The organism is Mesorhizobium sp. M0772 (assembly GCF_040320135.1).
Lineage (GTDB): Bacteria > Pseudomonadota > Alphaproteobacteria > Rhizobiales > Rhizobiaceae > Mesorhizobium.
In genome coordinates, this window is record NZ_JAMYPB010000011.1 from 15,814 (window position 1) to 41,217 (window position 25,404).

Here is a 25,404-nt window from a genome sequence, read left to right on the forward strand (position 1 = left end):
AGTGTTTGCTGGCTTCATTTGGCCGCCTCATCATGAGCGGCGCGCCAGCCAAACTCTACATCCCTGAGGGTCGTTTGCTGGCCGGAATCGCCTGGGTCGATACGAATGGAACGCCCAGCCAGATAGTCGGGAAGAACCAGCGCAATCGTGTGGTCGCCAACGTCGAGCGGCACTTGAATCGAGCGACCAGCCACAAAAGCTCCGTCCTGGCCGGAGTGGGGTGAAAAAAAGATTTCGAATGTATCGGGGACTTTCAATGTCAACCGCAGTCGTATGCAGGGGATCTTTCCAACGCCGCCAGAGACGGGCACGGTGGCGACCATTTGGGGATCGGGGGCGGTGGTGAGATAACCGTTTGCGTCCGCAGCCATAGCTTGGAGCCTCGGCGAACCGGATGCGGGCGCAAAATCCCTGCATTCCCTGGCCGCCAGTTCATCACGTGCGACGAGGGCCTTGCCCAGCGTGTTCGGCCAAGAAAGAGGAAAGTTCAACACAGAATTGACGACCGCTCGCTCGACGCGGCTTACCACCAAGCGGTCGCTGGCCTGCACCGCTTTGGTGATCTCTTGGGGATCGGCATCGAAATTCAATTCGGCGCCGTGCCGGAACGGGTCCGTCAACCCGATTACTTTATTGTAGAACGAATCGTGCAAAACGAGGGTGGACTTCGCCTGGTCGAATTCTGCGACTGAAGCCAGTGCCTTTTTTTCCGCAGGAATGTCGATCTCGCTTTCCGGGTAGCCATTGCCAACCAGCAGCATTGTCGTTTCCATATCGGCTGGAGGCTGGGCCAATTTTCCGGTTAGTGCAGGTGGCGACATCGCCCTGGTGTCCCGAAACATCGCCGCGAGCAATTGGCGGAAGGCTATGGCCGCACCAAAGTTGGTCCAGTGGGTGTCCGCCTTGCCATACAGAATGTTGCCGGCGGGATTGCCCTTTTCGCTCCGCAGCGCGGTAAGGTGATCGACGATCTGGGGCGCCTCGACCCTAATCGCCGATCGCAAAAGTTCGGCACTTTGCTGTTTGCAGCCCCAGATCTTTTTGAAATGAGGGTCCAGAAATTCCGGATAAAGTGTGGATTTATCGGGCGCTATTGCAAAATACATATCAATTCCCGAGGCCTTGGCGACATCAAGCATGGCGCCAATGCGGGACACGGCCATTTCCACATCATATTGCTTTTGACATTCCCCCCCGAACCAGTCGTCCTTCCAGAACAGCCAGCCGTCCTTTCCGCTGGCTACATTGTTATGGTCATACTGGCGCACAATTCTCAGCAAGGCGGTGTTTCGAACGGTAATGGCCGTTTTCTTCAGTTGCGAGCGTTCAAGAAGAGCTGAAGCCAGTTGATCGAACGCACCGCTCGAACTGGTGGACAGAGCTTCTACCGGCGGAAATGCGGTGAACGGTATTCGGCCATAAGGTTCAACGGCGCCGCGAACAGCCAGCACCAACAGCGGCGACGCGATGATGACCACGAAGGCTGCGGTGACTATTGCGCTGCATATTTTTCTGGCTGTTTTCATCAGAATTGGAAATACAGGAACGGAGTGTAGCCACCGCTCAGCGCCAACACCTGACATACCATCAGGGCAACAACCGTGTAGCAGGCGCCGGCGACATACAGCTTATCGCCTCTGGTCTCGCTTGTCAGCAACTGGCCGAACGAAAGCCGGCCGGGCAAAACGTAAATTGCCGCACCGGCCACAAGGGCGATCAGGCTGGTCGTGGCTATCGGCGCAGCCGCATCGAGGCTGAATGCACCAGCGGCGACGGGCGAAGCCATCGCCTTCCACAAAGACATTGCCTGTTCAAGCGACGTCGAGCGGAACAGCGGCCAGCTCAGCGTCACGACCGGCAGGAAATAGGCATATCGCAGCCACCCCTTCTCCAGCACTTTCGGCCAAGTGCCGGTGGCCACGCGCTCGACCAGGATGAAAAGCCCGTGGAACATACCCCAGCAGAAAAACGTCCAGGAGGCGCCATGCCAGAGGCCGGTTACCGCGAAGACGATCAACAGGTTTCGATAGGTCGCGATCCTGCCATGCCGGCTTCCTCCCAGCGGGATGTAGAGATAGTCGCGAAACCAGCTTGAAAGCGAGATGTGCCAGCGTCGCCAGAATTCGGTGATCGAACGGCTGGCGTAGGGCCTCTGAAAATTCTCGGCAAAGCGGATGCCGAACATGCGGGCAAGCCCGATGGCCATGTCGGAATAACCGGAGAAGTCGAAATACAACTGGATGCCATACGTCGCGGCCGCCAGCCATGCCGTGGCAAAACCTATGGTGTCGTGGGGTGCGGCGAAAATGGCATCGGGGATCGGCGCAATGCCATCGGCTATGATCACCTTTTTCACCAGGCCGTGAGCGAAGCGGGTGGCCCCGGTGGAGAAGTTCTCGAGAGATATTCTCGGCGCTCGAAAATCATCCACGACGTCCCGGAACCGCACAATCGGGCCGGCAATCAGGTGCGGAAAAAATGTGAAGTACGTACTGAAGAGCACGACATTGCGCTCTGCAGGAATTTCACGACGGTAGACGTCGATCAGGTAAGACAATGCCTGAAAGGTAAAAAAGGATATGCCGATCGGGAGGATTATGCCGGCGAATGTCGCCGACAGATTGCTGCCTGAAGTGAGGTCAACGTTCACCGCTATGAAGTCGAGATATTTGAAGAACACGAGAATGCCGACCAGCAGCACGATTGCCGCCCCGACAACTGCATTTCTCAATCTCGCGCTTTTGCAAAGGTCGACAGCCAGCGCGCCGAAATAGGCGATGACTACATCCGCAATGAGTATGATTACATAGGACCCTGACGACCAGTAGTAGAATGCCAGGCTCAGAACGAGCAGGCTTGGCCGAAAGGCAGAGGGCTTGGCAAAAAGAGCTATGGCAAGTGCGATAGGCAGGAAGAAGAAAAGAAAATTACTTGCCGAAAATACCATCCTGCCTCCAACCACGCCCACGCTCGGTGACCACCTCAGCTCTAAGAGCCAAATTTGCCACCCAAGACCTCACCATCTATATCGAATATAGAGCGCAAGGATCGGCCAAAATACAAAAACATGTCCCAATGGCGAAAATATCGACAAAATGAATGAGCATTCGGCAATTCTCTCTGAATCATCCCTGCTGAGATAGTAGACGCCTCGCCTGATCTGTAAATGCTTATCTCTATGCACAGGTTGTTGATAACGCGCCCAAGCCGCTAGAGCGTTTCATCGTTTAGGGAAACGGCGAAACACTCTATCTCTTGTTCTGACGCAATTCCGAAGGAAAGCGCTAAGCGCTTTCCTGGGAACACACACTTTTCTTGGAATTGCTCTAAGGCGCTACGCCGAGCTGTCGGCGCACCGGTCCCAGCCCTCAATGCAACGTCGGATCACCGGCCAGCAGGCTGCGCGGCCCGGTCGTTTCGAAACTGACCTGGTCGCGGCCGTTGGACTTGGCCTTGTAGAGGTGCCGGTCGGCCGTCAGGAACATGTCGGCATAGGTGGTGGGTCCGCTGAAGGCGACGCCACCGATGCTCACCGAGAGCTGACAGGGCCGTCCATCCGGGGCAAACTCGACCTCGCGGATGCGCCGCCGGATCCCCTCAGCAACCAGCCAGGACTGCGACGGGTCGGCGCCAGGCAGGAAGATGGCGAACTCCTCGCCGCCGATGCGTCCAACGATGTCGGCGCCGCGCAGCTGAGCCTTGATCGTCTGCGCGATCAGCTTGAGCGCTTGATCGCCGCAATCGTGGCCCAATCGATCGTTGATAGTCTTGAAATGATCGGCGTCGACGATCAGCAGGGCGCCGGCATCGACGACGGCCTGGCTGCGCGCCTGTTCGAGATAGGCCTCGACCAGCATCGAAAACGCGCCGCGGTTGAACACCGCGGTCAGGCTGTCGGTCGCCGCGACAATGCTCAGATTCTTCTGGGCGATCGCCAGCTGGCGCATCTTGTACATAAGGAAAGAGAAGAACGACCCACCCAGCACGAGCGGCAGCAACAGGTCGGTGAGCATTGCCCAGCGCAGCGCATCGGGCGACAGCGACGGAAAATTGTAGGAATCGACAAGGAAGGCCGCCGCGATACAGATCGCCGTGCCGACAACCGTGACTGCTATGACCCTGCCCCAGCTCGTGGGCGACAGATCGACCCGCATGCCATTTCTCCCACTGTGTTCGCCATTTTGCAGCGGGAACACAAATGAAACCCTAAAATCTTACCTGCAATTCGAATGTGGTTAACCAGAACAATTCCAGGAAAGTGTGAGCAGCTTTCCCGGGAGAAGCGCGTGGGCGCTTTCCCTGAGAATTACCAAGACAAAGGGATAGCGCGTTTCACCGTTTCCGTTAAACGATAAAACGCTCCGGCAATCGAAAGGCGCGATCGGTTGCCTTGTGAGTGGCGACAAAAAGCCCGCCACTTGCGCGGCGGGCTTTCCGACTGGCCGGAGGCTTCTCGTCAGCGCATGTCCCTCGGGAAGTCTGGGCCATGCGGTAGGAGAGTGCCGTAAAGCCTCACGGCTGGCTCGACACTCCCGGCGAAACCTGTCTCAGCGACGCGAGATCATAAGGCATAGCTGCCGCAGATCGCTGTCGTAGGTGCCCTCGCTGGCGAGCACATCGACGCAGCGCTTCTTCATACGTGTCAGCTGGCTGTTCGACATGCTGGCGACGACACCGGGTGTCCCAGGGGTGCCTGGTGTTCCAGGAGTTCCTGGAGTGCCGGGGGTACCGGGCGTACCGGGCGTGCCCGGCGTTCCGCCAATGCCGACGCCGACACCGACGTTGATGCCGCTGCCGACGTTGACGCCGACACCGGCATTGATACCTCCGCTGCCGCCGACCGTGGCCCCAACACCGGCCTTGATGCCACCGGCTCCGCCGACCGTCGCGCCAGCGCCGGCCTTGATGCCGCTGCTACCGCCGACTGAGGCGCCGAGGCCCGCAGTAACGCCGCTATTGCCGCCGACCGTAGCGCCAGCACCCGCCTTGATACCGCCGCTGCCGCCAACCGAAGCGCCGGCACCGGCCTTGACCCCGCCGCTGCCGCCGATCGAAGCGCCAACACCGGCATTGATGCCGCCAGCACCGCCGATAGATGCGCCGACACCGACGCCAATTCCGCCGCCTGCATTCGCGGGAGCGGCAAAAATGACGATAATTGCACCCGCCGCCAGTGTTCTAGCGATTTTTTGAGTGATATTAACCATGACACTCTCCTTGTTGCCGTTCTGCTTTGTGCATTGCAACATGCCAGCAAACCAAAGCAGACAATATGCTTATGCACTCACAGCTACGCACGAGTCTTCCTTATAGTTTCTTTATTTTTTCCAAGAATAAGGATTGTAGTTCTCAAGGCGTGCATTGATCTGCTAAAAAAAAATATGTTTTTGCTTCAATATTTAAACTCTGTTTAATTCTCTCGACAGAAATTCCACCGGAGTTGGAGCGGGTTGTGGCTGCGGCGGCCTGGAGCCGAAGGCCCACAAAAGGCGGGCCACTGACAGCCCAGCCATCTGGCCCAGTCACCGGGCAGCGTTGTGCCGACAGGGTCCTCAAACCCGGCTTGGATCCAGAGCTGGTGCCGGGCATCGACGGCCGCGCAAATGCACCGGTTAACGCTCCCGTGCGTTTAAACGGGAAGCGCGGTCAGGAGATCAGGCGTAGGCGCGGCCTTCGTCGGTGCGTTGGAAAAACGCCAGGTCGAGCTGCACCGAAGGCCGGCCGAGAATGGTCAGGATGGTATGCGCCTGGCCGCGGTGATGGGTCTGGTGGTTGAAGACGTGTCCCAGCGCCGGCGCCAGCCGCTGCGAGACGGTGCGCATGTCGGAAACGGTCATGTAGGAGAAGCGGCCGGACAAAGCCTTTTCGGTCAAACCGCCGACCCAGTCGACGATCCGCCTGTCCTCGGCCTCACGCGCCAGCTTTAGACCAGGCAATGCGCGGTGCAGGATGGCGTCGAGCTTTGCCGGCGCGTCGCCCTCGCCGGTGAAGCGTTTCATCCAGATGCGGTCGGTGGCCAGCAGATGGTTGAGCGTGCCCATCATCGAGCCGAAAAATGCGCCGACATCGCGATTGAACTCTTCTTCGTCAAGTGCGGCGACGGCATCGTAGATGCGGCCATTGGCCCATTGATTGTAGGCCGCGAACATCATGAAATGCTGTTTCATCTTTTTCCCGCCGACGAGTTCCGCTTCAGCCGCAGGCGCCTAATTAGACCGCGAGGACGCAGCCGCCAATGACCATTCTGTTCTATGAACTCGCCGGACACGACGCGACCCGTCCGTTCAGCCCGCCTTGCTGGAACGAGGCGGCGGCCGCAGCTTAGGGAATAGGCAGTAGGCAATAGGGTCTGAGGGCTGTACTGCCTACTGCCTACTGCCTACTGCCTACTGCCTACTGCCTACTGCCTACTGCCTACTGCCTCTTCCCCACACAAGTCTCCTGATCGCCATGCCACCACCCCCCGATTTCACCGATGATTTTCGCGCCGGGCTGGTCACGCTGCTGCGCTGGCGCCGGGATGTGCGGCGCTTCGAGCGGACGGCTTTGCCCGAGGGTACGCTGGAGCGGCTGCTGGAGCTTGCCAGCATCGCGCCGTCCGTCGGTCTCAGCCAGCCGTGGCGCTTCGTGGTGGTCGAGAGCGCCGAGCGGCGGGGCGCGGTGAGAGACTGTTTCGAGCGGTGCAATGCCGAAGCTCTTGAATGCTTTTCAGGCGAGCGCGCCGCTCTCTATGCCCGGCTGAAGCTCGCCGGTCTCAATGAAGCGCCCTGCCAGTTCGCGGTTTTCGCCGACCGCACGACGCAACAGGGCCATGGGCTCGGCCGCATGACGATGCCGGCAACCATCGACTATTCGGCCGTCATGGCGGTGCACACGCTGTGGCTGGCGGCGCGGGCGGAAGGCATCGGCATGGGCTGGGTGTCGATCCTCGACGCCGCCGAGATGGCCGCAATCCTGGACACCCCGCCTGAGTGGACGCTGATCGGCTATTTCTGCCTCGGCTATGCCAGCGAGGAGCATGATCTGCCGACACTGGAACGCGAAGGCTGGGAGCGGCGGCGGCAGCCGGTGGTGATCAGGCGGTAAAGCTGCCCATCACTTCGTCTCTTCCTTGGCGATGAGCTTGACGCAGATCGGGTCGCCCTTCGGCATCGGAGTGCACTGCCATCCAGGCCCGAAACCGAAATTCGTATCTGTGCGGCGACCCGAAAAGAGCAGCAGAACAAGGCCCACGGCAGCCAAGATGCCGATAATCCAAAGGCTCCCTTTTATGTCGCCCGGTCTGAGGTGGAGGTGGGGCCAGCGCGTCCCGTCAAACATGGTCCGATGTCTTTCCGTTCCGCTGATTTCCGTTCGAAACCGTGCGTGCCTGCGCAATCACCATTTTCCCGCAAGCCTTGCCTTTGACCAGAGCGTTGCGAACAGCCATGCGGGCGGTCGCGGCCGAATAACGCTGCCGGGGCGCGTCCCCTTGGCAATGGGCCGGGCGGCTTGTATAGAGCCCGCCACTCCACATTCCGATCTCAAGACTTTCCATCTCAAGACAAGGACGACCCCATGGCGCTCGAACGCACCTTTTCCATGATCAAGCCGGACGCGACCCGGCGCAATCTTACCGGCGCCATCACCAGGATGCTGGAAGAGGCCGGCCTGCGCGTCATTGCCTCACGTCGGGTATGGATGAGCCGCCGCGAGGCCGAAGGCTTTTACGCCGTCCACAAGGATCGTCCGTTCTTCGGCGAACTGGTGGAATTCATGTCGTCGGCGCCGACCATCGTGCAGGTGCTGGAAGGCGAAAACGCCATTGCCAGGAACCGCGAAGTTATGGGCGCGACCAACCCCGCCAACGCCGCCGAAGGCACCATCCGCAAGGTGCACGCGCTGTCGATCGGCGAGAATTCCGTGCACGGCTCCGACGCGCCGGAAACCGCCGCGCAGGAGATCAAGTACTGGTTCTCCGACACCGAGATCGTCGGCTGAGCCGACGCGAACCAATGTATGCAAGAGGCCGGCACTTCGCCGGCCTTTTTCTTGGCGTCGGACCTCCCTGCACTCCCCGCGAAGATCGGTCTCAGCTAAAGTCGGCCCAGGCACCAGCGGAACCGACCCGACCATGACCAGCGCCATCCCCGGTTTCTTCCAGGGCACCGAGATGCCGTCGAGCGGCTGGTGGGAGGCGCTGTGGCCTGATCCCGCCGGCGTGCTTGCGGCAACCGGGCTGAAGCCGGGCATGGAGGTGGTCGACCTCTGCTGCGGCGACGGCTGGTTTACGCTGCCGATCGCCACGGTCGCCCGCCGTGTCATCGCCAACGATATCGACGCCGACCTGCTGGAGGCCGCGCAACGACGTCTGATCGGCGCCGGCGCGACCAATTGCGAATTCGTCGCCGGCGACGCCTACGAACTCGCGAGTCTCGTGTCCCGGCCCGTCGACTTCGTCTTCCTGGCCAACGCCTTCCACGGCGTGCCAGACCGGCCGCGGCTGGTACGTGCCGTGCGCGAAGCACTCGTCCCCGGCGGACATTTTGCGATCGTCAACTGGCACCGGCAGCCTCGCGAGACGACGACAGTGCTGGGCGAGCCGCGTGGCCCGCGAACCGAACTCAGGTTGTCACCGCAACAGACCATCGCGGATGCCGAAGCCGGCGGCCTGAAGCTTGTTAAACTGGTCGAGGTGCCGCCCTATCACTATGGGGCGATGTTCGAGAAGGCGAAGCCGGTCTGAGCTCAACCAATGAGCGGCGTGTCCCAGAGATCGCCGAGCAGCGCTTTCAGCTCGGTGAAGCGCTTCTGCCCCAGCTCCTCGGCCCATTCGCGTTCGACGTCGAGCAGGATGTCGGTCATCTTCTGGTAGGCGGCGCGCCCGCGGTCGGTGAAGTGGACGACCGTCCCGCCGCTCTCATCGGGTGCCGCCGAGCGGGTGATGTAGCCCGTCGCTTCCAGCGTCTTCAGCAGCTGGTTCATGGCCTGCTTGCTCATCGCGGCGCGCTCTGCAAGCGCGCTCGGCCGGTAGCCGTCCGGGCCGGGATATTGGATTACCGCCATATGCGGCGGGCTGAGATCGTCGAAACCCGATGCTCTGAGTTCCCTGATCAGCTTGCGATGAATGGCCAACGCCGGCACGCGCAGCAACGCACCGATCAGCGGCGGCTTCTTCGGCGGATCTTCGGTGGAGGACGGCATTGACACCTTGGTAAATTGAGTTTACTTAAATCGGTAAACTCGATTTACCACATGGGAGGATGAAATGCTAGACAAAGCCAGCCAGATCAGCGTCAATCCCGCTGACGAAACAATCAGCCATGGCGGCCTGACCGTGCGCTTCCTGCTGACCGGCGACCAATCGAACGGCAGCATCGCCGCCTTCGAACTGACGGTCCCCGGTTCGCAGCGCCTGCTCGCCCCGGCGCACAGCCACGACCACTACGAGGAAACCATGTATGGGATCGAAGGCGTGCTGACGCTGACCGTCGACGGACACCAGCACGATATCGGGCCCGGTCAGGCGCTGTGTATTCCGCGGGGCGCCGTTCACCGCTTCGACAACGACACCGCTGAGACCGCCAAGGTGCTCTGCGTGGTGACGCCGGCAGCGATCGGGCCTGAGTATTTCCGCGAGGCCTTCGCCATCTTCAGCACCGGTGGCCCGCCCGACCGCGCCAGGCTCATGGACCTGATGCGCCGGTTCGGCCTGACGCCGGCACCGCCGCAGGGCTGACCGTCTCCAGGTTGGTCAACGCCCAGCGCGGCCTATCGGATAGACGAGGAATCCCGCCGCCCCTCGCGGCGGGTCGTGCACTACTTCGCCTGGCGCTCTTTCACGTTCGCATGGGCGTTCGCTGCTTCCATGTCGGTGGCCGGTGTTTTGGTATCGGCGCCAACAAACGGACTGCCCTGCCCCGGCGCGAGGTCGCCACTATGGCCGGCCTTGTTGGTATGGAAAGGTTGGCTGTCCGGGCTGAGGCCATGCTGAAGCGCATTGAACAGGTGGTCGTCCGCGTTCGCAAGGCCGGTAAGACCTATGAGCATTGCGCCAGTGGCAGCAAGGATAAGTGCGTGCGTCTTCATCTTGACTCCTCTTGAGTCAAGGCCAGAACGAACCGCAGCCGGTATGGCCGCTTCAATGGAGGGATATTCGCCAGAGCTGATCCCGAAGAAGATTCCGATACCTTCGGGATGATCAGGCGCCAGGAAACATCCCTTTGCCTCACCCGCCTGTCTGACAAACGCTTCTCTTGCCCGAATTATTCCGGAAAATCGTTGACGATCGAAATATGCGCTAGCTCGCGGCGTTGAACCGCAAAACATCGCTGCCGTCCTTGTCGACGATGGTCAATTTGCCCGCGTCGACATGGTATGACGCCGCCTTGGCGAGCGCCTCGAACAGCGCCTTTTCCTCGGCCATGATCTCCGGCGCGCAGGCTTTGTAGGTCGAGCCGATGTCGCTGATGACGATGGTCTCGCCATCGACCTCGGCGGTGGCGAAATAGGCGTTGCACGGGCCGCTGCCGCCCGCCTTGCCGGCTTCGCTGACCCGGAACGTCGCCTGCGGCTCCGAAATCACGCCGATACCGTCGATATATTCGACCAGCCAGCTCTGGCCGAACAGCGAGGCCGAGGTCGGCTTGTCGCTCGGCGCCACCATTTTCAGCACGATGGCCTGCGGCGCGTCGCTGAGCGGATCGACCTGATCGCGCGAGTCCGTGACGAACAGCAGCTTGTCGTCGGCGGTGATGCGCGCCTGCAGCGCATAGGTCATGTTGGGCCGGATCACCGTTGGATCGAAGCTGATCTCGAACTTGATCGGCACCTGGCCGGCCGGCGCTACCTTGCGCTCGCCGACAATGGCAGCCGGCGCATCGGCCAGCGATACATCGGCAAGTTGAACCGAGAGCACGGCGTTGGGCGGCAGCGCAATGCGCTCGCGATACATGACCTCGCCCTTCAGCGTTTTCTCGGCGGCGACGGAAGGCTCGGGAACGGCCAGAACGCCGATAATCAGCGGCACAAAGCCGAAAATGAAGAACTCGGCGATCCTGTCCAGCATTCCCTTGCTCCCTTTTTGCCGATGCGATTTGGCCAAGGGAATGCGGTCAATACATGGCTGCGCCGAGATTTATTCGGGCCGCGCCTTCCAGCGCGCCGCAGCCTGGTCGTCGGCGTCCTTGGCCTCGACCCAGCCGCCATCGGTGCCGTCCACGCGGTGCTCCTTCTTCCAGAAGGGTGCACGCGATTTCAGGAAATCCATCAGGAAATTCGCCGCTTCGAACGCCGCCTGCCGGTGCGAGGACGCCGCCACCACCAGCACGATGTTTTCGCCCGGTGCGATCTTGCCGTGGCGATGGATGACGGTCAGCCCTTGCAGCGGCCAACGCTGAAGTGCCTCGCGGGCGATGCGGGTGATTTCGGCCTCGGCCATGCCGGGATAGTGCTCGAGTTCCAGGGCCGACAGCTGGCCCTGCTCGTCGCGGCAAAGTCCTGAGAAGGACACCACGGCGCCGATGTCGGCGCGACCCTCGGTCAGTTTCGCGATCTCAGCGGCAACGTCGAAATCGTCGCGCTGAATGCGCACCGTCGGCGCGCCGGACATTGGTGTCAGCCCCCGGTCATCGGCGGAAACAGCGCGATCTCGCGCGCGCCGGCTATCTTCTCGCGATGCTCGACATGTTCCTGGTTGATGGCGACGCGGATCACATCAGGATATTGCAGCGCGTGCTCATATTCCTCGCCGCGCGATTTCAGCCAGCGCAGGAGGTCGGCGACCGTCTCGATGCCCGCGGGCAATTCGACGTCTTCCTCAGGCTTGCCGATCCGTTCGCGCACCCAGGCGAAATAAATGAGCCGGGTGATCATCTCACTCGTCCATGATGTGCTTGAGGCCGGCGCGGAAATAGTCGTAGCCGGTGTAGAGCGTGACGAGGGCTGCGATCCACAGCAGCACCAGTCCGGTCTGCGTGGTCAGCGGGAAGATCTTGTCGCCGGCAGGCCCGGCCAGCAGGAAGGCGATGGCGACCATCTGGATGGCGGTCTTCCATTTGGCCAGCTGCGTCACCGGCACCGAGACTTTCAATGCCGCCAGATATTCGCGCAGCCCCGAAACCAGGATTTCGCGGCACAGGATGATGATTGCCGCCCACAGCGACCAGCCTGCGATGCCGGCATGGCGGTCGGTGTCGGCGGCGAGCAGCAGCAGGCAGGTGGCGACCAGCAGTTTATCGGCGATCGGGTCCAGCATCTTGCCGATGTTGGACGTCTGCTGCCAGGCGCGCGCCAGATAGCCGTCGAGATAGTCGGTGATCGAAGCCAGCAGGAAGATGATCAACGCCGACCAGCGGGCGAAGTCGCTCGATTTCAGATGCCCCTCGAGAAAAAAGCACAGCACCACCAGCGGCACCGCGACGATGCGGGCGTAGGTAAGCATGTTGGGAAGGTTGAACGCGTGCTTGGCCATATCTCAGGGACTCTTTCTGCCTGCGTACTCAAATCAGAACCGGATGTAGGGGGTCAACAGGCGAGATTCGATTGGCCAGACGAAAATAGCGCGCGATTGCCGGGATTCGCGTGGCCTGCGAGAAAAGAACGGCTGCTGCCATTTGATCGGGACAGCGGCGTCACCGGCGCTCAGCTCTCATGGAAATGATTGTAGACGAGCTTGGCGACCTGCTCTGAAATACCGTCGACCTTGACCAGATCCTCGACTGCCGCGCGGCTGACCGCCTTGGCAGTGCCGAAGGCCAGCAGCAGCGCGCGCTTGCGACCGGGACCGATGCCGGCGATCTCGTCGAGCGGGCTCTTGACCAATTCCTTCTTGCGCCGCGTGCGGTGCGAACCGATGGCGAAACGATGGACCTCGTCGCGCAGCCGCTGAACGAAATAGAGCACGGGGTCTCGGACGGGGAGCGAAAACGAGTCCCTGCCTCTGACGAAGAAACGCTCGCGGCCGGCATCGCGGTCCTGGCCCTTGGCGATGCCGATGGCCGCCACGCGATCCTCGATGCCGAGGTCGGCGAGGATCTTGCGCACCGCGCTCATCTGGCCCTGGCCGCCATCGATCAGGATGACGTCGGGCCAGGCCGGGAAGCTGCCGGAGATGTCTTCTTCGATGTCGTCGCCTGCTCCACCGGCTGCCGCGTCGTCGGGAACGACATCGCCATGTTCCTTCAGCAGCCGCGAAAAGCGCCGTTCCATCACCTCGCGCATCATGCCGAAATCGTCACCAGGCGTGATCTCGGTCGAGCGGATGTTGAATTTGCGGTACTGGTTCTTCACAAACCCTTCCGGCCCAGCGACGACCATGGCGCCAACGGCGCTGGTGCCCATAATATGCGAATTGTCATAGACCTCGATGCGCACCGGCGGCTTCGGCAGGCCGAAGGTCTCGGCAAAGCCGGCGAGCAGCCGGCCTTGCGTGGAGGTTTCGGCCAGGCGGCGGCCGAGCGCCTCGCGGGCATTCTGCAGCGCGTTGTCGGTCAAATCCTTCTTCTCGCCGCGCTGCGGCACCGAGATCGACACTTTACGGCCGGCGCGGGTGGACAGCGCTTCGGCCAACAGTTCCTGATCCTGGACGCCTCGCGACAGAAGGATGTTCCGTGGCGTCGGCTTGTCGTCATAGAACTGCGCCAGGAACGAGCCCAGCACTTCCGCCCCCTCCAGTGCCGGATCGGCCTTGGGGAAATAGGCGCGGTTGCCCCAGTTCTGGCCGGTGCGGAAGAAAAACACCTGGATACAGACCTGGCCGCCCTCCTGATGGATGGCAAAGACATCGGCCTCGTCGACCGTGGCCGGGTTGATGCCCTGATGGCTCTGCACATGGGACAGTGCAGCCAACCGGTCGCGATAAATGGCGGCGCGTTCGAAATCGAGCTCCTGCGAGGCCTGCTGCATGGCGGCAGAGATTTCGGTCTTCACCTTCTGGCTGCGGCCCGACAGAAAATCCTTCGCCTCGCTGACCAGCTCGGCATAGTCGCTATGCGAGATCTCCCCGGTACATGGACCGGCACAGCGCTTGATCTGGTAGAGCAGGCACGGCCGGGTGCGGTTTTCGTAAAAGGAGTTGGTGCAGCTCCTGAGCAGGAAGGCGCGCTGCAGCGAATTGATGGTGCGCCCGACCGCGCCGGCCGACGCAAAAGGTCCGAAATAGTCGCCCTTGCGCGAGCGCGCACCGCGATGCTTGTAGATGCCGGGCGAGACGTGATCGCCGGTCAACAGGATGTAAGGGAACGACTTGTCGTCCCGCATCAGCACATTGAAACGCGGCCGCAAACGCTTGATGAGATTGGCCTCGAGCAGCAGCGCTTCGATTTCGGTGCGGGTGACGACGAACTCCATCGTCGATGTCTCGCGCACCATGCGGCCGATGCGGGCGGTGTGGAACCGGCCTTGCGCGTAGTTGGTCACCCGCTTCTTCAGGCTGCGCGCCTTGCCGACATAAAGCACGTCGCCGGCAGCGTTCATCATGCGGTAGACGCCGGGCGCATTGGGCAGCCGCTTGACCAATGTCTGGATGACCTCGGCGCCGACCATGCCGTCGGCGTCGCCGGCATGCGGCGCCCAGTCTATCGCTGTGAAGGCGACATCGGGCCCGGTGGCCTCGGGCTCGACGATCTCCTCGACCGCTTCATCCTGAAGGTTGATCTCGGGCGGCATATCGTCGGCGGCGCCGGCGCGCGTCTTGTGTTTCTGGTCTGCGGGACTCATTCCACCATGCCTGTCACATCCGGCGTCTGCCATGCAAGATGCTGGCCGCCGTCAAGCGCGATCATCTGGCCGGTCACCGAGCGCGCATCCCAGAGATAGCGGATGGTGGCGCCGAATTCGGCCAATTGCGGGCCGCGCTCCAGAATCAGGCCATCGACCTGCTTCTGGAAATCATGATCTTCCTGGCGCGTATTCTTCAGCGTCGGACCGGGACCGATGGCGTTGACGCGGATGCGCGGACCGAGCGCCTGTGCCAGCATTTCGGTCTGCGTCCACAAGGCCGACTTCGACAGCGCATAAGAGAAATAGCGCGGCGTCGGCCGCCAGACGCGCTGGTCGATGATGTTGACGATCAGCCCCTCCTGCCCTGGCGGCAAGGCGCGGGCGAAGTTTTGCGCCAACAGCGCCGGCGTCTTCACATGGATGGCGAAGTGAAGGTCCCATGCCGCCCAGTCGAAGTCCTCGACGCTATCGTCGACGAACAGCGACGCATTGTTGACAAGAAGCGTGACCGGGCCGAGCGCTGCCGCGGCGCGGCCGACGAGATCGCCAACCGCATCCATGTCGGTCAGATCGGCGGCTACCACGCCGGCGCGGCCGCCTCCGTCCCTGATGTTCGCAGCCAGCGCGTCGGCCTCGGCGGTCGAGCGGTTGGCGTGGATGGCGACGGCAAAACCGTGCGCGGCCAGATCCTCGACGATCGCCTTGCCGATCCGCTTCCCCCCGCCCGTCACCAGCGCCGTTCCGGCGGCTTCGATCATCTGTCAATCCTCAATCTGCGCCTCAATTCGGCTGGCGGCACATTGTGACGCGTCCAGGGGTTAAATGCCGTTTCCACCTGGGGCAGGAATGTGGCGAAACGGCTTTTTCGCCGCCGGCACCGCCCCGGATTCGGGTCGGCAGGACCGCAATATAGGACGCTGAACCCGTTGCACCAAGCCGAGTGCAGTGCAGCATCGCCTGCGTACTGACATTTCGCTGTTGCGAAGATGCAACGTCAAGCTTCGGCCTCATTCGTGCCGGGGAATGACCCATTTTCAGGTTCGCTGCCGCCGCATTTTGACACGACATTCGGAACCGTTGAGTGCCAGATCCGTTTCACCCCCCGGACGGGTTGATGGCGCTCAGGACAAACAGGCCTACGTGTCTTGTGGCTTAAGGAGTAAACAACAATGCAAACCAATCTCAAATTCGCGCCGCTCGCGGTTGCGCTCGGGCTCTTCGCCCTCAGCGGTACCGCTTTTGCTGCCGATGTCGTCTCGGAAGAGCCCCCGGCGCCGGCCCCGATCGCCGAGCTCCCCGTCGCTTCCTGGGCCGGCCCGTATGCCGGTCTCAGCGCCGGCTACGGCTTCAGCGGTCATGCCAAAGTCCAGGACGGCGGCCCCGACATCAAGACCAAGGGCTTTGTCGGCGGCGTTTTCGGCGGCTACCAGTGGCAGCAGGAAAACTTCGTGTACGGTGCTGAAGCCGATCTCGGCTACAATGGCGTCAAGGGTGACAGCGGCGGCGTCAATTCCAAGGGCGGCTTCGAAGGCTCGCTGCGCGCCCGTCTGGGTTACGCCGTGACCCCGGAAATCCTGCTCTACGGCACCGGCGGCGGCGCCCTGAAGAACCAGAAGGTCTCGGTCCCCGGCGACAGCGACAGCAACACCATGCTCGGCTGGACGGCCGGCGTCGGCACCGACATCAAGATCACCGACAATGTGTTCGGCCGTGTCGAGTACCGCTACACCGACTTCGGTTCCAAGAGCTTCGACAGTGTCGGCACCAAGGTCAAAGAGAGCGACAACCGCGTCACCTTCGGCGTCGGTATGAAGTTCTAACTGTCGTTCAAGCCACGACACAAGAAAGCCGGGCCTCGCGCCCGGCTTTTTTTGTTTCGCCCGTCAGGCCGGCACAGCCACCTTCAGCCCCGGAAACTTCTCATCGAAACGCGCTGCCCAGCGGGTCAGGCGGCCGCGGCCCTTTTCCCATTTGCCGGCGAAGCGCAGAGAGAGGTAGCCGAGGCAGGCACGCAACGCCAGCTGGCCAAGCGTGATCTTCTTCGGCAGCTTCGGCGGATTGGCGTTGAGGAAATCGAGTGCGGCGGTGATCTTGGTCCACTGGCGATCGAGCCAGGGTTGATAGACCATCTCCTCCGGACGCGTGCGCCGCTCATAGACCATCGACAGCGCGCAGTCGCATATGCCGTCGGCCAGCGCCTCCAGCACTTCGGCCTTGAGGCGCTTGTCGGCATTGCGCGGCAACAACAGGCTCTTGGAAGCGCGGTTGAGATGCTGAGTGATCGCGCGGCTGTCGTGGATCGAGCGGCCGTCGTCGAGCACCAGCACCGGAATCTTGCCGAGGGGATTGGCTGACATCAGTTCAGCAGGCTTGTCCTCGGTCTTGACCAGCACCAGCTCGACGGCAATGCCGGCATGGAGTGCTGCCATGCGCACCTTGGAACTGTAGGGGGATGAGGACGCGTAGAGCAGCTTCGGCATGATCGGTTCCCTGTTTTCGGACGGCCAGTGCATGTCGCTCAACAATGCGGCTCCGGTCTTGAGAACGACGCGCGTAAAACAAAGGTCTAGAGCGCGTCGCCTGAACCCCATCGGATGCGACCGCCTTAGTGTTGGCCGATCTTCCCTGAGGGAGCAACTGCCAGAAGGGCAAAACCAGGCGGCCAATCCGCCGACAATGAAATCGCCAATGCATGTCTCACAGAAGTGGCGTCAATTTCGAGAGAACGACATGCATCAAAACAAGACCTAAATCACCGCAAAAAAGCTCCCGGGAATCTGCCAGTCGGCAAAGTTCCCGGGAGCTTTGAGATGGTCCGCTGTTACTTCTTCTTGGCGGCTGGCTTTTTGGCCGGTGCAGCCTTCTTCACAGCTGCCGTCGACTTGGCGGCGGCGGCCTTCATCGGAGCCTTGGCGGCGGGTTTTGCCGCTGCCTTGGCTGCCGGCTTCTTGGCGGCGGGCTTGGCTGCTGCCTTCGCAGCAGGCTTCGCCACAGCCTTGGCGGCCGGCTTCTTGGCGGCGGGTTTCGCTGCTGCCTTGGCGGCGGGTTTTGCTACTGCCTTAGCTGCCGGCTTTGCCGCTGCCTTGGCGGCCGGCTTTGCCGCTGCCTTCGGTGCTGCCTTCTTTACTGCTGCAGGTTTCGCGGCAGCTTTCGGTGCCGCTTTCTTTGCCGGCGCTTTCGCCGCCGGCGCCTTCGTCGTGGTCTTTGCCATGCGATGCCCCTTGCGTTTGTGCCGATGGCCGTGAGTGACCCGGCGAGCTAATGCATATCTGACTCGTGCGTATCTAGCCAGCGAAGCATTACATAGAATTTCGCAGATTAAGTTTCGGTTACGCTGAGAGCATGATCGCAATGATCGGCACAGAAATCGGCAAGAAATCTTCCCGCTTCGCAGCGAACTGTTGCGAGAGAAATCTCTGATATCGCGACTCACACGTTCTTCTCGTCAAGCTCACATTCTCTTGCAACGCCGTCGATCTCACGCGGTCATCGGCGGCCTATTGGATGGCAACAATCATCGCACCGCAGAGGCTGATCTTGCTTCATCCCAACGGTTGCAGGAACAGCACTAAACTAGACGCGAGCTTTTTACTCGTATATCGAAAGTGGTTGGATGAAAGCCAGGAAAGACAGCACTTGAAGACAGCCTGTTGTGTGTCGGACGTCTCCCAGACGAGAAGGGGGATCGCCAGCTTCGGCGCAAGAGATGCCTAACGGAAATGGGAAACGAAGATCGGGGAATCCTCCTCCCAGGAAGCCGCGATCCCTTGGAAGCCAAGGGGTGCAGGCCCCTAAGCGCCAACCCGCTCGCGCACCTGCAGCCGGCGCGAAGGCTCGGCGTGGTGGAGGTGGACGGCAAACGTATCCCACGGCGGCGCAATTCCGATCTGCATCAGGATCCGCCCGATCTCGCCGCGGTGATAGCCGCCATGCGTGACGACATGTGTCAGCATTTCCTGGCGTGACATCATCGCCCTGTCGCCGTCGGTGAAGGTGAAAGGCACAGACTCTGACATGAGCTTTGGCGAGACGGCTTCGATATAGTCGAGATACCAACGATCCATCGCAGCGACATCAGCGCTCAATTCATCGAGTGCCGGTGTGTCCTCGGTGTTGTCGGACGCATAGCCATGACGCGTGCCGGAAAGATGCGCGGCGAATATCTTCGATACGACAAGGTTGTGGTTGATGAGACGGGTCGCCGTGTGGCGCTGATCGATATGCTCCTGCTGGTCGAGGCCCGCAAGCTTCTCCAGCAATTCACCATTCGCCCAGGCTTGATAAACGAAGAGGTTGCGGAGCAAATCCAGCGCGTCCATGGTCTATATCCTTTGCAAAAAATGTGAGTATGTTATCTATATTCTTGGCTGCTGGAGCAGACATGTCTACTCGCATTGCAAAGCCGCGCTCACGCATGCGCAAGCAGCCGCGCCAGGCGCGTTCGAGAGCGACGGTCGAGGCGCTCATCGAAGCCGGTGCTCATGTTCTGAGCGCGCTCGGCTGGGCCGGCTTCACCACCAACAAGGTGGCCGATGCGGCCGGCGTCAGCATCGGCTCGCTCTATCAATATTTTCCCGACAAGCTGTCGCTGGTCGAAGCAATTCGCCGGCGACATTTCGATCAGGTGCTGTCGGTGATCGCCGAATCAGCAGAAGGCGACAAGCCGCTCAAGCGATTCGCGCAGGAGCTGGTGCGCGGCATGATCGATGCGCACAGCATCCATCCGACGCTGCATCAGGTGCTGCTCGACGAGGCGCCGGGCGATCGCGGCTCACGCGCCGCCCATGCCTCGTTCCAGTCGCGCTATCTGGATCACTACACGGCGGCGGTGGCGCAATATCGCAGGCGCAGAAAGGACAATGAGACCGTGGCCCGGGTGCTGTCCTCAGCGGTCGAGGGCGTCATCCACAATGCCGCGCGGCGAGACATGCTCGACGCGCCGGAACTGCAGAAGCAGTTGGTCGAGCTGATCTGCGCTTACGTATCTGGTGGGAAGGCGATGTGAGGCAGCGGCAGCAGTTCGGAGATTGGCGAAACCGGAGCGACATCAGATCTCCCCCTTGCAGGAGATGGCAGGTGCAACGGCGGTTCTTATCCGACCTTAGCGCAGGACGCGGCAGCGGCCGTTGTAGACCATCCAGCGGTCGAAGCCCGAGACGCAGAATTCGACATTGTCGCCGATCGAGGCAAAACCCTGGCCTTCCTCGATCAAGTACCAGATGGTGCGGGCGCGGCCGTCGGAAAGGCTGACGGTGGCGCCGCAATAGCGGCGGCCGATCGGCCATTCTTCGCTGGCCGGGAGATAGCGATGCTGGTGGATGCGTTGGAAATCGGTGATCGAAACATCCGGCAGATGCGGCACGTGATGCACCTGGTAGGAGAAGCGGCTGGAGATTTTGCTTAGCACCCAGGCCTCGCCGCAAACGCCGCTGTCCTCGTCGGAATAGACGGAAAGATCGGCGGCCTGCGCTGGCTGGCCAAGGGGTGCGGCCAGCGGCGTGCAAAGCGAAATCAGGGCAGCAACAGCGGATTTGGCAAAGCGAGTCATGGCAGCCTCTCAAAGGTCGACTGCGCCCACTTTGCGGATTCGGCGGCGCGCGGTCAAGCGGTCGCGCTCACGATGGTTTCCCGCTCCGCAACCGGTTTTGCCGGTGCGAAGCTGTGAAACCACGTTCTGAGCCTTTGAAAAAGCTCGCCTTGCCCATTTAGGAAGCGGCCTGCCATGGCCGGCGGGGCGCCGAAACCCGGTTCAGCTTTGCTTGGCGTCGCCCTGCGGTACGGCGGCCGGGTCCATCCACATCGCTTCCCAGACGTGGCCGTCACGATCGGCCAGGCTGCGATTGTACATGAAGCCATAGTCCTGCTGGGCGTTGATGTCGGCGGCGCCGCCATTTTTAGCCGCCGCCTCATTCATCGCATCGACCGCCGCGCGGCTGTCGCAGGACACGGCAAGCATGACCTCGCTCGAGGTGGCCGGTGGGATGGGGCGATCGGTGAACTGACGCCATTTGGCATGGGTGAGCAGCATGACGTTGATCGTTTCGCTCAGCACCATGCAGGCTGCGGTGTCGTCGGTGAAGTGCGGGTTGTTGTCGAAACCGAGAGCTTTGTAGAAGGCCATCGACGCAGCGAGGTCGGCGACGGGCAGGTTGACGAAGATCATACGGGGCATAGGGTCTCCTTGACAGTACACAGTTGAAACCGGACCGGCGTTGCGCCGGACCATCCTCCGATGCCTTCTCTCAAGGCACCGGTTTTGCTTTGCCGCGCAGCCTCTCGGTCTACGCCTTCTGCATCTCTTCGACCTCTTCGATGAAGCCGAGCAAAAACTGCATCTCGGCGACCGAGTATTTCTCCAGCAATGCGGCACCTGCCTCGAAGATCGGATGGTAGCAGCGCCGGACGAGTTCCTCGGTCTTCTTGCCCGCCGCTGCCATGACCTTGCGCCTGTCATCGGGATCCGGCTGGCGGCTGACGAAGCCGCGCTTTTCCAGCCGGTCAATCAACGTCGTGACCGCCGCCGGCGTGAGATTTGTCTCGCTCGCTACGACGTTTGCCGGCCGCGGGCCGTGACTGATCGCGCCGAGACAGCGGCGCTCGGCAGCGCTCAGCACATAGATTTCGGCGACGGTCCCATCGAACGTTTCGACGGCATCCTGCCAGCGCGACATCGCGAAGCCTATCGCGTTGACCAGTTCCTCTTCTGTCGATCTTGGCATTCGATTCGAAATCTAATAATTAGATATCTATCTATCTGATTCTGGGATTAACGTCAACGCCGAGCCGATTAGATGTGCATCTCCATGGTTTCGGTTCGTTGAACACAGCTGAGCATTGGCGGATGGCGCCACCGTCAAATCTTCTAGCGACTTTGTGTCTTTGCCGCGGGCGTCGCCCGCTGCGAAGCGTCGCTACTCCCCGGCCAGCCATTCCAGCGACCAGTGCGCCGGCTTTTCGACCGCCAGCAATCTGTGCAGGACCGGCAGCACGATGCGCAGTTCGCGCTCCAGCGTGAAGGGCGGGTTGACCACCACCATGCCGCTGCCGTCGAGGCTTGGTTCACGCGATGCCGGCCGGATCTCGAACTCGATGTCGAGCAGTTTTGGAACGCCGGATTGCTTGAGCGCCTTGCGGAAGGCGATGATCGCTTTGCGGTCCTTGATCGGATACCACAGCGCGTAGATGCCACCCGGCCAGCGCCTGTGCGCTTTCTGCATGCCATCGACCAGGCGGTCGAATTCGCCGGCTTCCTCGAACGGCGGATCGATCAAAACCAGGCCGCGCTTTTCCTTCGGCGGCAGATGCGCGCCAAGCGCCAGCCAGCCGTCGAGTTCGATCACCCTTGTCTGGAAATCGCCGGCAAACAGCGTCTTCAGCCTGGCGGCATCTGCGCCGTGCAGTTCGATCGCCGACAACCGGTCCTGCTTTCGCATGAGGTGCCTGGCGATCAATGGCGAGCCCGGATATTTCTTCACCCCGCCATCGGGATTGAGCGAACGCACCGCTTCAAGATAGGGGGCAAGCAGCGCAGCCGCCGATTTTTCGATCGGGGCGTGGATGAGGCGGCCGATGCCGCCTTGCCATTCGCCGGTCTTTTGCGCTTCCGCCGACGAAAGATCGTAGCGGCCAATGCCGGCATGAGTGTCGACGACACGGAACGCCTTGTCCTTCTGCTTCAGATAGTCGAGCAGAAGGCTGAGCACGACATGCTTGACGACGTCGGCGAAATTGCCGGCGTGATAGGCGTGACGGTAGTTCATGCCGCGCTCATGTCGAGGAGCCTCTGCCCCAACGCGGCGGTGGCGGCTTCGAGTTCGGGTTCTCCGGCCGGCGACCGCCGAAAGCCAGAGCAAGCAGGAAGCCGATCAGGCCGACGGCCATCAGCCCATAGCCAACCGGCCGTGCGCGTTGATCGATCTCACCGGCGCCGGAGCGCAGTATCAGATCCACTGCGCGTATCGGGATATCGTCGGCGTCGCCCAGGCCGGCGGTGAAGAGATAGGCGCCGGGACTGACGGTTTCGATCACGCCGGCCTCGTCGCGAAAGATCTTGTCGGGCAGTTGTGGGCTGACCTGGCGCGGATTGTCGGCGTGGTTGAATTGCAGCGTCGAGGCAAGCACCGTGCGGCCGGCTGTGGCGGCAGTCAGCGTCAGCACGGTGCGCTGCTGCGAGACAATGCGCTCGGCCTTTGCCGTCAGGTCGACCAGCACTCTGACCGGCGCGTCGCCAGCTTTCAGCGTCACCGTCACAGGCCTAAACCGTCCCTGGTCGTAGACGCGCCAGGCGCCGATCTCGTGGCCGGAGAAATTGCTCATGGCCCAGGGATAGACGAAGCCAATGGCGGCGCCGGCAAGCAGTATCAGGACAAACAGAAAGCGCATTGAGGAGATCCGGGTGTTCGACAGATTGCCAATAACGCCCTGAAGGCCAAAAAGCGATGGCTGACGCAGCGGAGCCACCTTTGTGGAGTCCGTTGGCGGCACGCAAGCCATGTGGCACTTATGGCGAATGAAGCCTTCCGCAGAAGCATCGACTCGTCTTTTCCAACCGATGCCGGTGGCTCATGCCCAATAGCACCGTGCTGATCACCGGTGCCCGCGCGCCGGTGGCGCTGCACCTGGCGCGGCTGCTGCATGGCGCCGGTTGCCGGGTGATCCTGGCCGACAGCCCGGCCCGGCCGATCGCCGCAGCGAGCACGGCCTGCGCCGCCTACAATCGCCTGCCGCCGCCGCGCTTTGCCGCCGACGCCTATGCCAAGGCGGTGGAAGCGCTTGTCCGCGCGGAAGGCATCGAACTCGTTATCCCGACCTGCGAGGAAGTCTTTTATCTCGGTCGTCTCTGGCAGCACCGCGCCATGCCGGCCCGCCTCTTCGCACCCGAGATGGCGATGCTCGCCCGCGTTCACGACAAGCATGCCTTCATCCGGCTGGCGCAGAGCCTTGGGCTCGACGTGCCGGAAACGATACTGCTGCAAAGCGAGGCCGATCTCGACGGCGTTCGTGGCCAATCGCGCGAATTGGTGTTCAAACCTGTGTGGTCACGTTTTGCCCGTGACGTACTGCTGCGGCCATCGCCGGACGAACTCGACGCCGTCCGCCCCTCGCCCGCCGCTCCTTGGGTGGCGCAGCGCTACATCGCAGGTGAAGAGATCAGCGCCTATGCGGTGGCGGTCGAGGGTGAACTCAAAGCGCTGGCGCTCTACAGTTCGCTCTATCGCGCCGGCATGGGCGCCGGCATCTGTTTCGAGCCAGTCGGGGATGCGGCTGCCCGGCGCTTCGTCGAAACCTTCGTCGCCGGCGCCGGCTGGACCGGCCAGATCTCCTTCGACCTGATGCGCGAGAATAACGGCACGGTGCTGCCACTGGAGTGCAATCCGCGCGCCGTGAGCGGCCTGCACTTCTTTCGCGATCCGCGGCGCTTCGCCGACGCGGTACTGGAGGATGGCGCCGAGGTGAAGCCCGACGTGACGGCGCCGCAGACGGTGAGGCTTGCGATGTGGATCTACGGGATGCCGGCGGCACTGCGCTCCGGTGGTCTCGGCAGCTTTCGCCAGGCGATGCACGATGCCGATGAGCTGCTCGACTGGCCGGGCGACCCCGCGCCGAAGCGGGCGCAGTGGCGCACGCTGGCCGAGATCGCCGGCACAGCACTGCGCCAGCGTATCAGCCTTCAGGCTGCGTCGACGCGCGATATCGAGTGGAATGGGCCGGAGCAGGACTGAATAGAGCGCTTTCCTACAGCTCGATCTGGTGCACCCGCGGCTCTGCCGCCGCCGGTGGCATCTTGCCGTCGATGATCGCCGCTATGTCGCGGCGCAGGAAATCCAGCGGGCCGATCGCCGGCTGAACCTGCGGCGATATACGGGCGTTGTCGCTGGCCGATTTCAGCACACGGCGATCCTGCTGCAGGGCAAAGGCAAAGAGCGGCCGGAAAGCAAGCGCCTTGAGTTCGCCGAACAGGCCCTGTCGCGGGCCGATCAGCCAGCCGACGCCTTCGACGGTCCGTTCGTCCGCCTGACGCAAATGGAAAGTGGTCGCCAGCGCCAAGCCGCCCTTGCCCCAATATTCGAGTTCGACGATGCCGGGATGGCGGTAGCGGCCGATGGTCCTGGCGCGCTCGCCTTCCAGCAGCCGGCTGACCAGCCCCTGTTGGCGGTCCTCGCCGGTGTAGCAGCTTTCGACCCAGCCCTTGCCGCCGGTCACCTCGACGCGCACGAGATGGCGCTTTGCGGTCAGGCCGCGCAGCACACCCTTGTGGGTGAAGTGGGTGTGAGTGGCGTCGAGAATGTTCTCGGCGGCGTCGAGCACCGTCGATCGCGCCGAGCTTCGCACCCGCTTCACGACGACATCCTTGCCTTGCATGCAATGGAGATAGGGCTCGCCCTCAGGCGTGCCTGCCGAGACGAAGACGACGCCGTCGCGCTCGATCGCGCTGTAGCGGCGGACACGGTAATGCGGGACGTCGCCGACATGGCCGGGAATGGCGGTGCAGCGCCCTTCCCCATTGTAGCGCCAGCCATGATAGGGACATTCGATCTCGCCACCGACGACCTTGCCTGTCGAGAGTTCGACCTGGCGGTGAGCGCAGCGGTCGAAGAGGGCTGCAATCCCCTGCGCCGAGCGGAACAGCACCAGCGGCGTGCCATCGAACAGGATGCGCTTCGGCTTGCCTTTGATATCGACTGACCGCACTACCGCCTGCCA

General features: G+C 61.9%; 29 protein-coding genes. 7 read left to right on the top strand and 22 right to left on the bottom strand.

Annotated elements, in window-relative coordinates; all coding sequences use genetic code 11:
* Positions 1–14: 14 nt before the first annotated feature.
* The 5 genes from NKI06_RS10045 to NKI06_RS10065 all read right to left on the bottom strand — a co-directional run bounded on the left by NKI06_RS10045 (position 15) and on the right by NKI06_RS10065 (position 6,167).
* Positions 15–1,526, bottom strand: coding sequence for an alginate O-acetyltransferase AlgX-related protein (locus NKI06_RS10045; RefSeq protein ID WP_023754711.1), 1,512 nt, complete (start codon positions 1,524–1,526; stop codon positions 15–17).
* Positions 1,526–2,947: an MBOAT family O-acyltransferase gene (locus NKI06_RS10050; protein WP_352985106.1), complete on the bottom strand. Its 1,422-nt coding sequence runs from the start codon at positions 2,945–2,947 to the stop codon at positions 1,526–1,528. Before NKI06_RS10050 ends, NKI06_RS10045 begins: the two co-directional genes overlap by 1 nt.
* A gap of 421 nt (positions 2,948–3,368) precedes the next feature.
* A complete protein-coding gene (locus NKI06_RS10055) occupies positions 3,369–4,154 on the bottom strand; it encodes a GGDEF domain-containing protein (protein WP_352985107.1) in 786 nt (261 codons plus the stop codon).
* A gap of 393 nt (positions 4,155–4,547) precedes the next feature.
* Positions 4,548–5,207 (bottom strand): hypothetical protein, encoded by a 660-nt coding sequence (locus NKI06_RS10060; protein WP_023684735.1) that lies wholly within the window; start codon positions 5,205–5,207, stop codon positions 4,548–4,550.
* A gap of 447 nt (positions 5,208–5,654) precedes the next feature.
* Positions 5,655–6,167, bottom strand: coding sequence for a DinB family protein (locus NKI06_RS10065; protein ID WP_023673440.1), 513 nt, complete (start codon positions 6,165–6,167; stop codon positions 5,655–5,657).
* 283 nt (positions 6,168–6,450) lie between these two features.
* Between NKI06_RS10065 and bluB the strand changes: the two genes are divergently transcribed.
* The 3 genes from bluB to NKI06_RS10080 all read left to right on the top strand — a co-directional run bounded on the left by bluB (position 6,451) and on the right by NKI06_RS10080 (position 8,725).
* Positions 6,451–7,086 (top strand): 5,6-dimethylbenzimidazole synthase, encoded by a 636-nt coding sequence (gene bluB, locus NKI06_RS10070; RefSeq protein ID WP_352462883.1) that lies wholly within the window; start codon positions 6,451–6,453, stop codon positions 7,084–7,086.
* A 471-nt stretch (positions 7,087–7,557) separates the two neighbouring features.
* Complete coding sequence (gene ndk / locus NKI06_RS10075; RefSeq protein ID WP_023701900.1) at positions 7,558–7,980, top strand: nucleoside-diphosphate kinase; 423 nt, start codon at positions 7,558–7,560, stop codon at positions 7,978–7,980.
* 133 nt (positions 7,981–8,113) lie between these two features.
* Entirely contained in the window at positions 8,114–8,725 is a 612-nt protein-coding gene (locus tag NKI06_RS10080) for a class I SAM-dependent methyltransferase (RefSeq protein ID WP_352985109.1), read from the top strand.
* A gap of 2 nt (positions 8,726–8,727) precedes the next feature.
* Here the strand turns inward: NKI06_RS10080 and NKI06_RS10085 are convergent, their stop codons facing one another.
* Positions 8,728–9,183, bottom strand: a complete 456-nt coding sequence (locus NKI06_RS10085; RefSeq protein WP_352985110.1) for a MarR family winged helix-turn-helix transcriptional regulator — start codon at positions 9,181–9,183, stop codon at positions 8,728–8,730.
* 64 nt (positions 9,184–9,247) lie between these two features.
* Between NKI06_RS10085 and NKI06_RS10090 the strand changes: the two genes are divergently transcribed.
* Positions 9,248–9,718, top strand: a complete 471-nt coding sequence (locus NKI06_RS10090; RefSeq protein WP_352985112.1) for a cupin domain-containing protein — start codon at positions 9,248–9,250, stop codon at positions 9,716–9,718.
* An 80-nt stretch (positions 9,719–9,798) separates the two neighbouring features.
* Here the strand turns inward: NKI06_RS10090 and NKI06_RS10095 are convergent, their stop codons facing one another.
* The 7 genes from NKI06_RS10095 to NKI06_RS10125 all read right to left on the bottom strand — a co-directional run bounded on the left by NKI06_RS10095 (position 9,799) and on the right by NKI06_RS10125 (position 15,458).
* Positions 9,799–10,068, bottom strand: a complete 270-nt coding sequence (locus NKI06_RS10095) for a hypothetical protein (RefSeq protein ID WP_352985114.1) — start codon at positions 10,066–10,068, stop codon at positions 9,799–9,801.
* Positions 10,069–10,279: 211 nt separating this feature from the next.
* Entirely contained in the window at positions 10,280–11,047 is a 768-nt protein-coding gene (locus tag NKI06_RS10100) for a YbaY family lipoprotein (RefSeq protein ID WP_352985116.1), read from the bottom strand.
* 69 nt (positions 11,048–11,116) lie between these two features.
* On the bottom strand, positions 11,117–11,590 hold the full coding sequence (locus NKI06_RS10105; protein WP_023733882.1) for a molybdenum cofactor biosynthesis protein MoaE: 474 nt from the start codon (positions 11,588–11,590) through the stop codon (positions 11,117–11,119).
* Between the two features lie 5 nt (positions 11,591–11,595).
* Complete coding sequence (gene moaD / locus NKI06_RS10110) at positions 11,596–11,853, bottom strand: molybdopterin converting factor subunit 1 (RefSeq protein ID WP_023673448.1); 258 nt, start codon at positions 11,851–11,853, stop codon at positions 11,596–11,598.
* A 1-nt stretch (position 11,854) separates the two neighbouring features.
* Positions 11,855–12,451: a CDP-diacylglycerol--glycerol-3-phosphate 3-phosphatidyltransferase gene (gene pgsA / locus NKI06_RS10115; RefSeq protein WP_352985117.1), complete on the bottom strand. Its 597-nt coding sequence runs from the start codon at positions 12,449–12,451 to the stop codon at positions 11,855–11,857.
* A gap of 170 nt (positions 12,452–12,621) precedes the next feature.
* Positions 12,622–14,697: an excinuclease ABC subunit UvrC gene (gene uvrC / locus NKI06_RS10120; RefSeq protein WP_352985119.1), complete on the bottom strand. Its 2,076-nt coding sequence runs from the start codon at positions 14,695–14,697 to the stop codon at positions 12,622–12,624.
* Positions 14,694–15,458: an SDR family oxidoreductase gene (locus NKI06_RS10125; RefSeq protein WP_027048823.1), complete on the bottom strand. Its 765-nt coding sequence runs from the start codon at positions 15,456–15,458 to the stop codon at positions 14,694–14,696. Before NKI06_RS10125 ends, uvrC begins: the two co-directional genes overlap by 4 nt.
* 411 nt (positions 15,459–15,869) lie before the next feature.
* Between NKI06_RS10125 and NKI06_RS10130 the strand changes: the two genes are divergently transcribed.
* Positions 15,870–16,520 carry an outer membrane protein gene (locus tag NKI06_RS10130; protein ID WP_023673452.1) on the top strand — a complete coding sequence of 217 codons (651 nt, stop codon included), beginning with the start codon at positions 15,870–15,872 and terminating at the stop codon, positions 16,518–16,520.
* Between the two features lie 63 nt (positions 16,521–16,583).
* On the opposite strand, the gene NKI06_RS10135 is transcribed toward NKI06_RS10130, so the two are convergent.
* From NKI06_RS10135 to NKI06_RS10145, 3 genes are all read right to left on the bottom strand, one after another.
* The gene (locus tag NKI06_RS10135) at positions 16,584–17,180 is read right to left on the bottom strand and encodes a glutathione S-transferase family protein (RefSeq protein WP_023814925.1); all 597 of its coding nucleotides are present in this window, start codon (positions 17,178–17,180) and stop codon (positions 16,584–16,586) included.
* Between the two features lie 341 nt (positions 17,181–17,521).
* Entirely contained in the window at positions 17,522–17,911 is a 390-nt protein-coding gene (locus NKI06_RS10140; protein ID WP_023673454.1) for a hypothetical protein, read from the bottom strand.
* 580 nt (positions 17,912–18,491) lie between these two features.
* Positions 18,492–19,019: a DinB family protein gene (locus tag NKI06_RS10145; protein ID WP_023711920.1), complete on the bottom strand. Its 528-nt coding sequence runs from the start codon at positions 19,017–19,019 to the stop codon at positions 18,492–18,494.
* 62 nt (positions 19,020–19,081) lie between these two features.
* On the opposite strand from NKI06_RS10145, the gene NKI06_RS10150 reads away from it, so the two are divergent.
* On the top strand, positions 19,082–19,705 hold the full coding sequence (locus tag NKI06_RS10150) for a TetR family transcriptional regulator (RefSeq protein WP_031193538.1): 624 nt from the start codon (positions 19,082–19,084) through the stop codon (positions 19,703–19,705).
* Positions 19,706–19,801: 96 nt separating this feature from the next.
* Here the strand turns inward: NKI06_RS10150 and NKI06_RS10155 are convergent, their stop codons facing one another.
* From NKI06_RS10155 to NKI06_RS10175, 5 genes are all read right to left on the bottom strand, one after another.
* Positions 19,802–20,248, bottom strand: coding sequence for a hypothetical protein (locus tag NKI06_RS10155; RefSeq protein WP_352985121.1), 447 nt, complete (start codon positions 20,246–20,248; stop codon positions 19,802–19,804).
* 201 nt (positions 20,249–20,449) lie between these two features.
* The gene (locus tag NKI06_RS10160; protein WP_352985122.1) at positions 20,450–20,872 is read right to left on the bottom strand and encodes a VOC family protein; all 423 of its coding nucleotides are present in this window, start codon (positions 20,870–20,872) and stop codon (positions 20,450–20,452) included.
* Positions 20,873–20,981: 109 nt separating this feature from the next.
* Positions 20,982–21,419 (bottom strand): MarR family winged helix-turn-helix transcriptional regulator, encoded by a 438-nt coding sequence (locus NKI06_RS10165; protein ID WP_352985124.1) that lies wholly within the window; start codon positions 21,417–21,419, stop codon positions 20,982–20,984.
* 192 nt (positions 21,420–21,611) lie between these two features.
* Positions 21,612–22,460: a 23S rRNA (adenine(2030)-N(6))-methyltransferase RlmJ gene (locus tag NKI06_RS10170; RefSeq protein WP_023684716.1), complete on the bottom strand. Its 849-nt coding sequence runs from the start codon at positions 22,458–22,460 to the stop codon at positions 21,612–21,614.
* Between the two features lie 7 nt (positions 22,461–22,467).
* Complete coding sequence (locus NKI06_RS10175) at positions 22,468–23,082, bottom strand: hypothetical protein (protein ID WP_352985126.1); 615 nt, start codon at positions 23,080–23,082, stop codon at positions 22,468–22,470.
* A 182-nt stretch (positions 23,083–23,264) separates the two neighbouring features.
* Here NKI06_RS10175 and NKI06_RS10180 point away from each other — a divergent pair, with 182 nt between their 5' ends.
* On the top strand, positions 23,265–24,422 hold the full coding sequence (locus NKI06_RS10180) for an ATP-grasp domain-containing protein (protein WP_031198117.1): 1,158 nt from the start codon (positions 23,265–23,267) through the stop codon (positions 24,420–24,422).
* Positions 24,423–24,435: 13 nt separating this feature from the next.
* On the opposite strand, the gene NKI06_RS10185 is transcribed toward NKI06_RS10180, so the two are convergent.
* Entirely contained in the window at positions 24,436–25,392 is a 957-nt protein-coding gene (locus NKI06_RS10185; RefSeq protein ID WP_352654445.1) for a Rieske 2Fe-2S domain-containing protein, read from the bottom strand.
* Between the last annotated feature and the right edge of the window lie 12 nt (positions 25,393–25,404).

Excerpts from the sequence above, each read along its gene's own strand:
- NKI06_RS10160 (WP_352985122.1), bottom strand. The coding sequence starts at position 20,872 with ATGCCCCGTATGATCTTCGTCAACCTGCCCGTCGCCGACCTCGCTGCG.
- uvrC (WP_352985119.1), bottom strand. The coding sequence starts at position 14,697 with ATGAGTCCCGCAGACCAGAAACACAAGACGCGCGCCGGCGCCGCCGAC.
- NKI06_RS10090 (WP_352985112.1), top strand. The coding sequence starts at position 9,248 with ATGCTAGACAAAGCCAGCCAGATCAGCGTCAATCCCGCTGACGAAACA.
- pgsA (WP_352985117.1), bottom strand. The coding sequence starts at position 12,451 with ATGGCCAAGCACGCGTTCAACCTTCCCAACATGCTTACCTACGCCCGC.
- NKI06_RS10080 (WP_352985109.1), top strand. The coding sequence starts at position 8,114 with ATGACCAGCGCCATCCCCGGTTTCTTCCAGGGCACCGAGATGCCGTCG.
- NKI06_RS10135 (WP_023814925.1), bottom strand. The coding sequence starts at position 17,180 with ATGCCGAAGCTGCTCTACGCGTCCTCATCCCCCTACAGTTCCAAGGTG.
- moaD (WP_023673448.1), bottom strand. The coding sequence starts at position 11,853 with ATGATCACCCGGCTCATTTATTTCGCCTGGGTGCGCGAACGGATCGGC.
- NKI06_RS10130 (WP_023673452.1), top strand. The coding sequence starts at position 15,870 with ATGCAAACCAATCTCAAATTCGCGCCGCTCGCGGTTGCGCTCGGGCTC.
- NKI06_RS10050 (WP_352985106.1), bottom strand. The coding sequence starts at position 2,947 with ATGGTATTTTCGGCAAGTAATTTTCTTTTCTTCTTCCTGCCTATCGCA.
- NKI06_RS10085 (WP_352985110.1), bottom strand. The coding sequence starts at position 9,183 with ATGCCGTCCTCCACCGAAGATCCGCCGAAGAAGCCGCCGCTGATCGGT.
- NKI06_RS10175 (WP_352985126.1), bottom strand. The coding sequence starts at position 23,082 with ATGCGCTTTCTGTTTGTCCTGATACTGCTTGCCGGCGCCGCCATTGGC.
- NKI06_RS10100 (WP_352985116.1), bottom strand. The coding sequence starts at position 11,047 with ATGCTGGACAGGATCGCCGAGTTCTTCATTTTCGGCTTTGTGCCGCTG.
- NKI06_RS10045 (WP_023754711.1), bottom strand. The coding sequence starts at position 1,526 with ATGAAAACAGCCAGAAAAATATGCAGCGCAATAGTCACCGCAGCCTTC.
- NKI06_RS10065 (WP_023673440.1), bottom strand. The coding sequence starts at position 6,167 with ATGAAACAGCATTTCATGATGTTCGCGGCCTACAATCAATGGGCCAAT.
- NKI06_RS10105 (WP_023733882.1), bottom strand. The coding sequence starts at position 11,590 with ATGTCCGGCGCGCCGACGGTGCGCATTCAGCGCGACGATTTCGACGTT.
- NKI06_RS10055 (WP_352985107.1), bottom strand. The coding sequence starts at position 4,154 with ATGCGGGTCGATCTGTCGCCCACGAGCTGGGGCAGGGTCATAGCAGTC.
- NKI06_RS10095 (WP_352985114.1), bottom strand. The coding sequence starts at position 10,068 with ATGAAGACGCACGCACTTATCCTTGCTGCCACTGGCGCAATGCTCATA.
- ndk (WP_023701900.1), top strand. The coding sequence starts at position 7,558 with ATGGCGCTCGAACGCACCTTTTCCATGATCAAGCCGGACGCGACCCGG.
- NKI06_RS10060 (WP_023684735.1), bottom strand. The coding sequence starts at position 5,207 with ATGGTTAATATCACTCAAAAAATCGCTAGAACACTGGCGGCGGGTGCA.
- NKI06_RS10180 (WP_031198117.1), top strand. The coding sequence starts at position 23,265 with ATGCCCAATAGCACCGTGCTGATCACCGGTGCCCGCGCGCCGGTGGCG.
- bluB (WP_352462883.1), top strand. The coding sequence starts at position 6,451 with ATGCCACCACCCCCCGATTTCACCGATGATTTTCGCGCCGGGCTGGTC.
- NKI06_RS10155 (WP_352985121.1), bottom strand. The coding sequence starts at position 20,248 with ATGACTCGCTTTGCCAAATCCGCTGTTGCTGCCCTGATTTCGCTTTGC.
- NKI06_RS10165 (WP_352985124.1), bottom strand. The coding sequence starts at position 21,419 with ATGCCAAGATCGACAGAAGAGGAACTGGTCAACGCGATAGGCTTCGCG.
- NKI06_RS10140 (WP_023673454.1), bottom strand. The coding sequence starts at position 17,911 with ATGGCAAAGACCACGACGAAGGCGCCGGCGGCGAAAGCGCCGGCAAAG.
- NKI06_RS10170 (WP_023684716.1), bottom strand. The coding sequence starts at position 22,460 with ATGAACTACCGTCACGCCTATCACGCCGGCAATTTCGCCGACGTCGTC.
- NKI06_RS10125 (WP_027048823.1), bottom strand. The coding sequence starts at position 15,458 with ATGATCGAAGCCGCCGGAACGGCGCTGGTGACGGGCGGGGGGAAGCGG.
- NKI06_RS10145 (WP_023711920.1), bottom strand. The coding sequence starts at position 19,019 with ATGGACGCGCTGGATTTGCTCCGCAACCTCTTCGTTTATCAAGCCTGG.
- NKI06_RS10150 (WP_031193538.1), top strand. The coding sequence starts at position 19,082 with ATGTCTACTCGCATTGCAAAGCCGCGCTCACGCATGCGCAAGCAGCCG.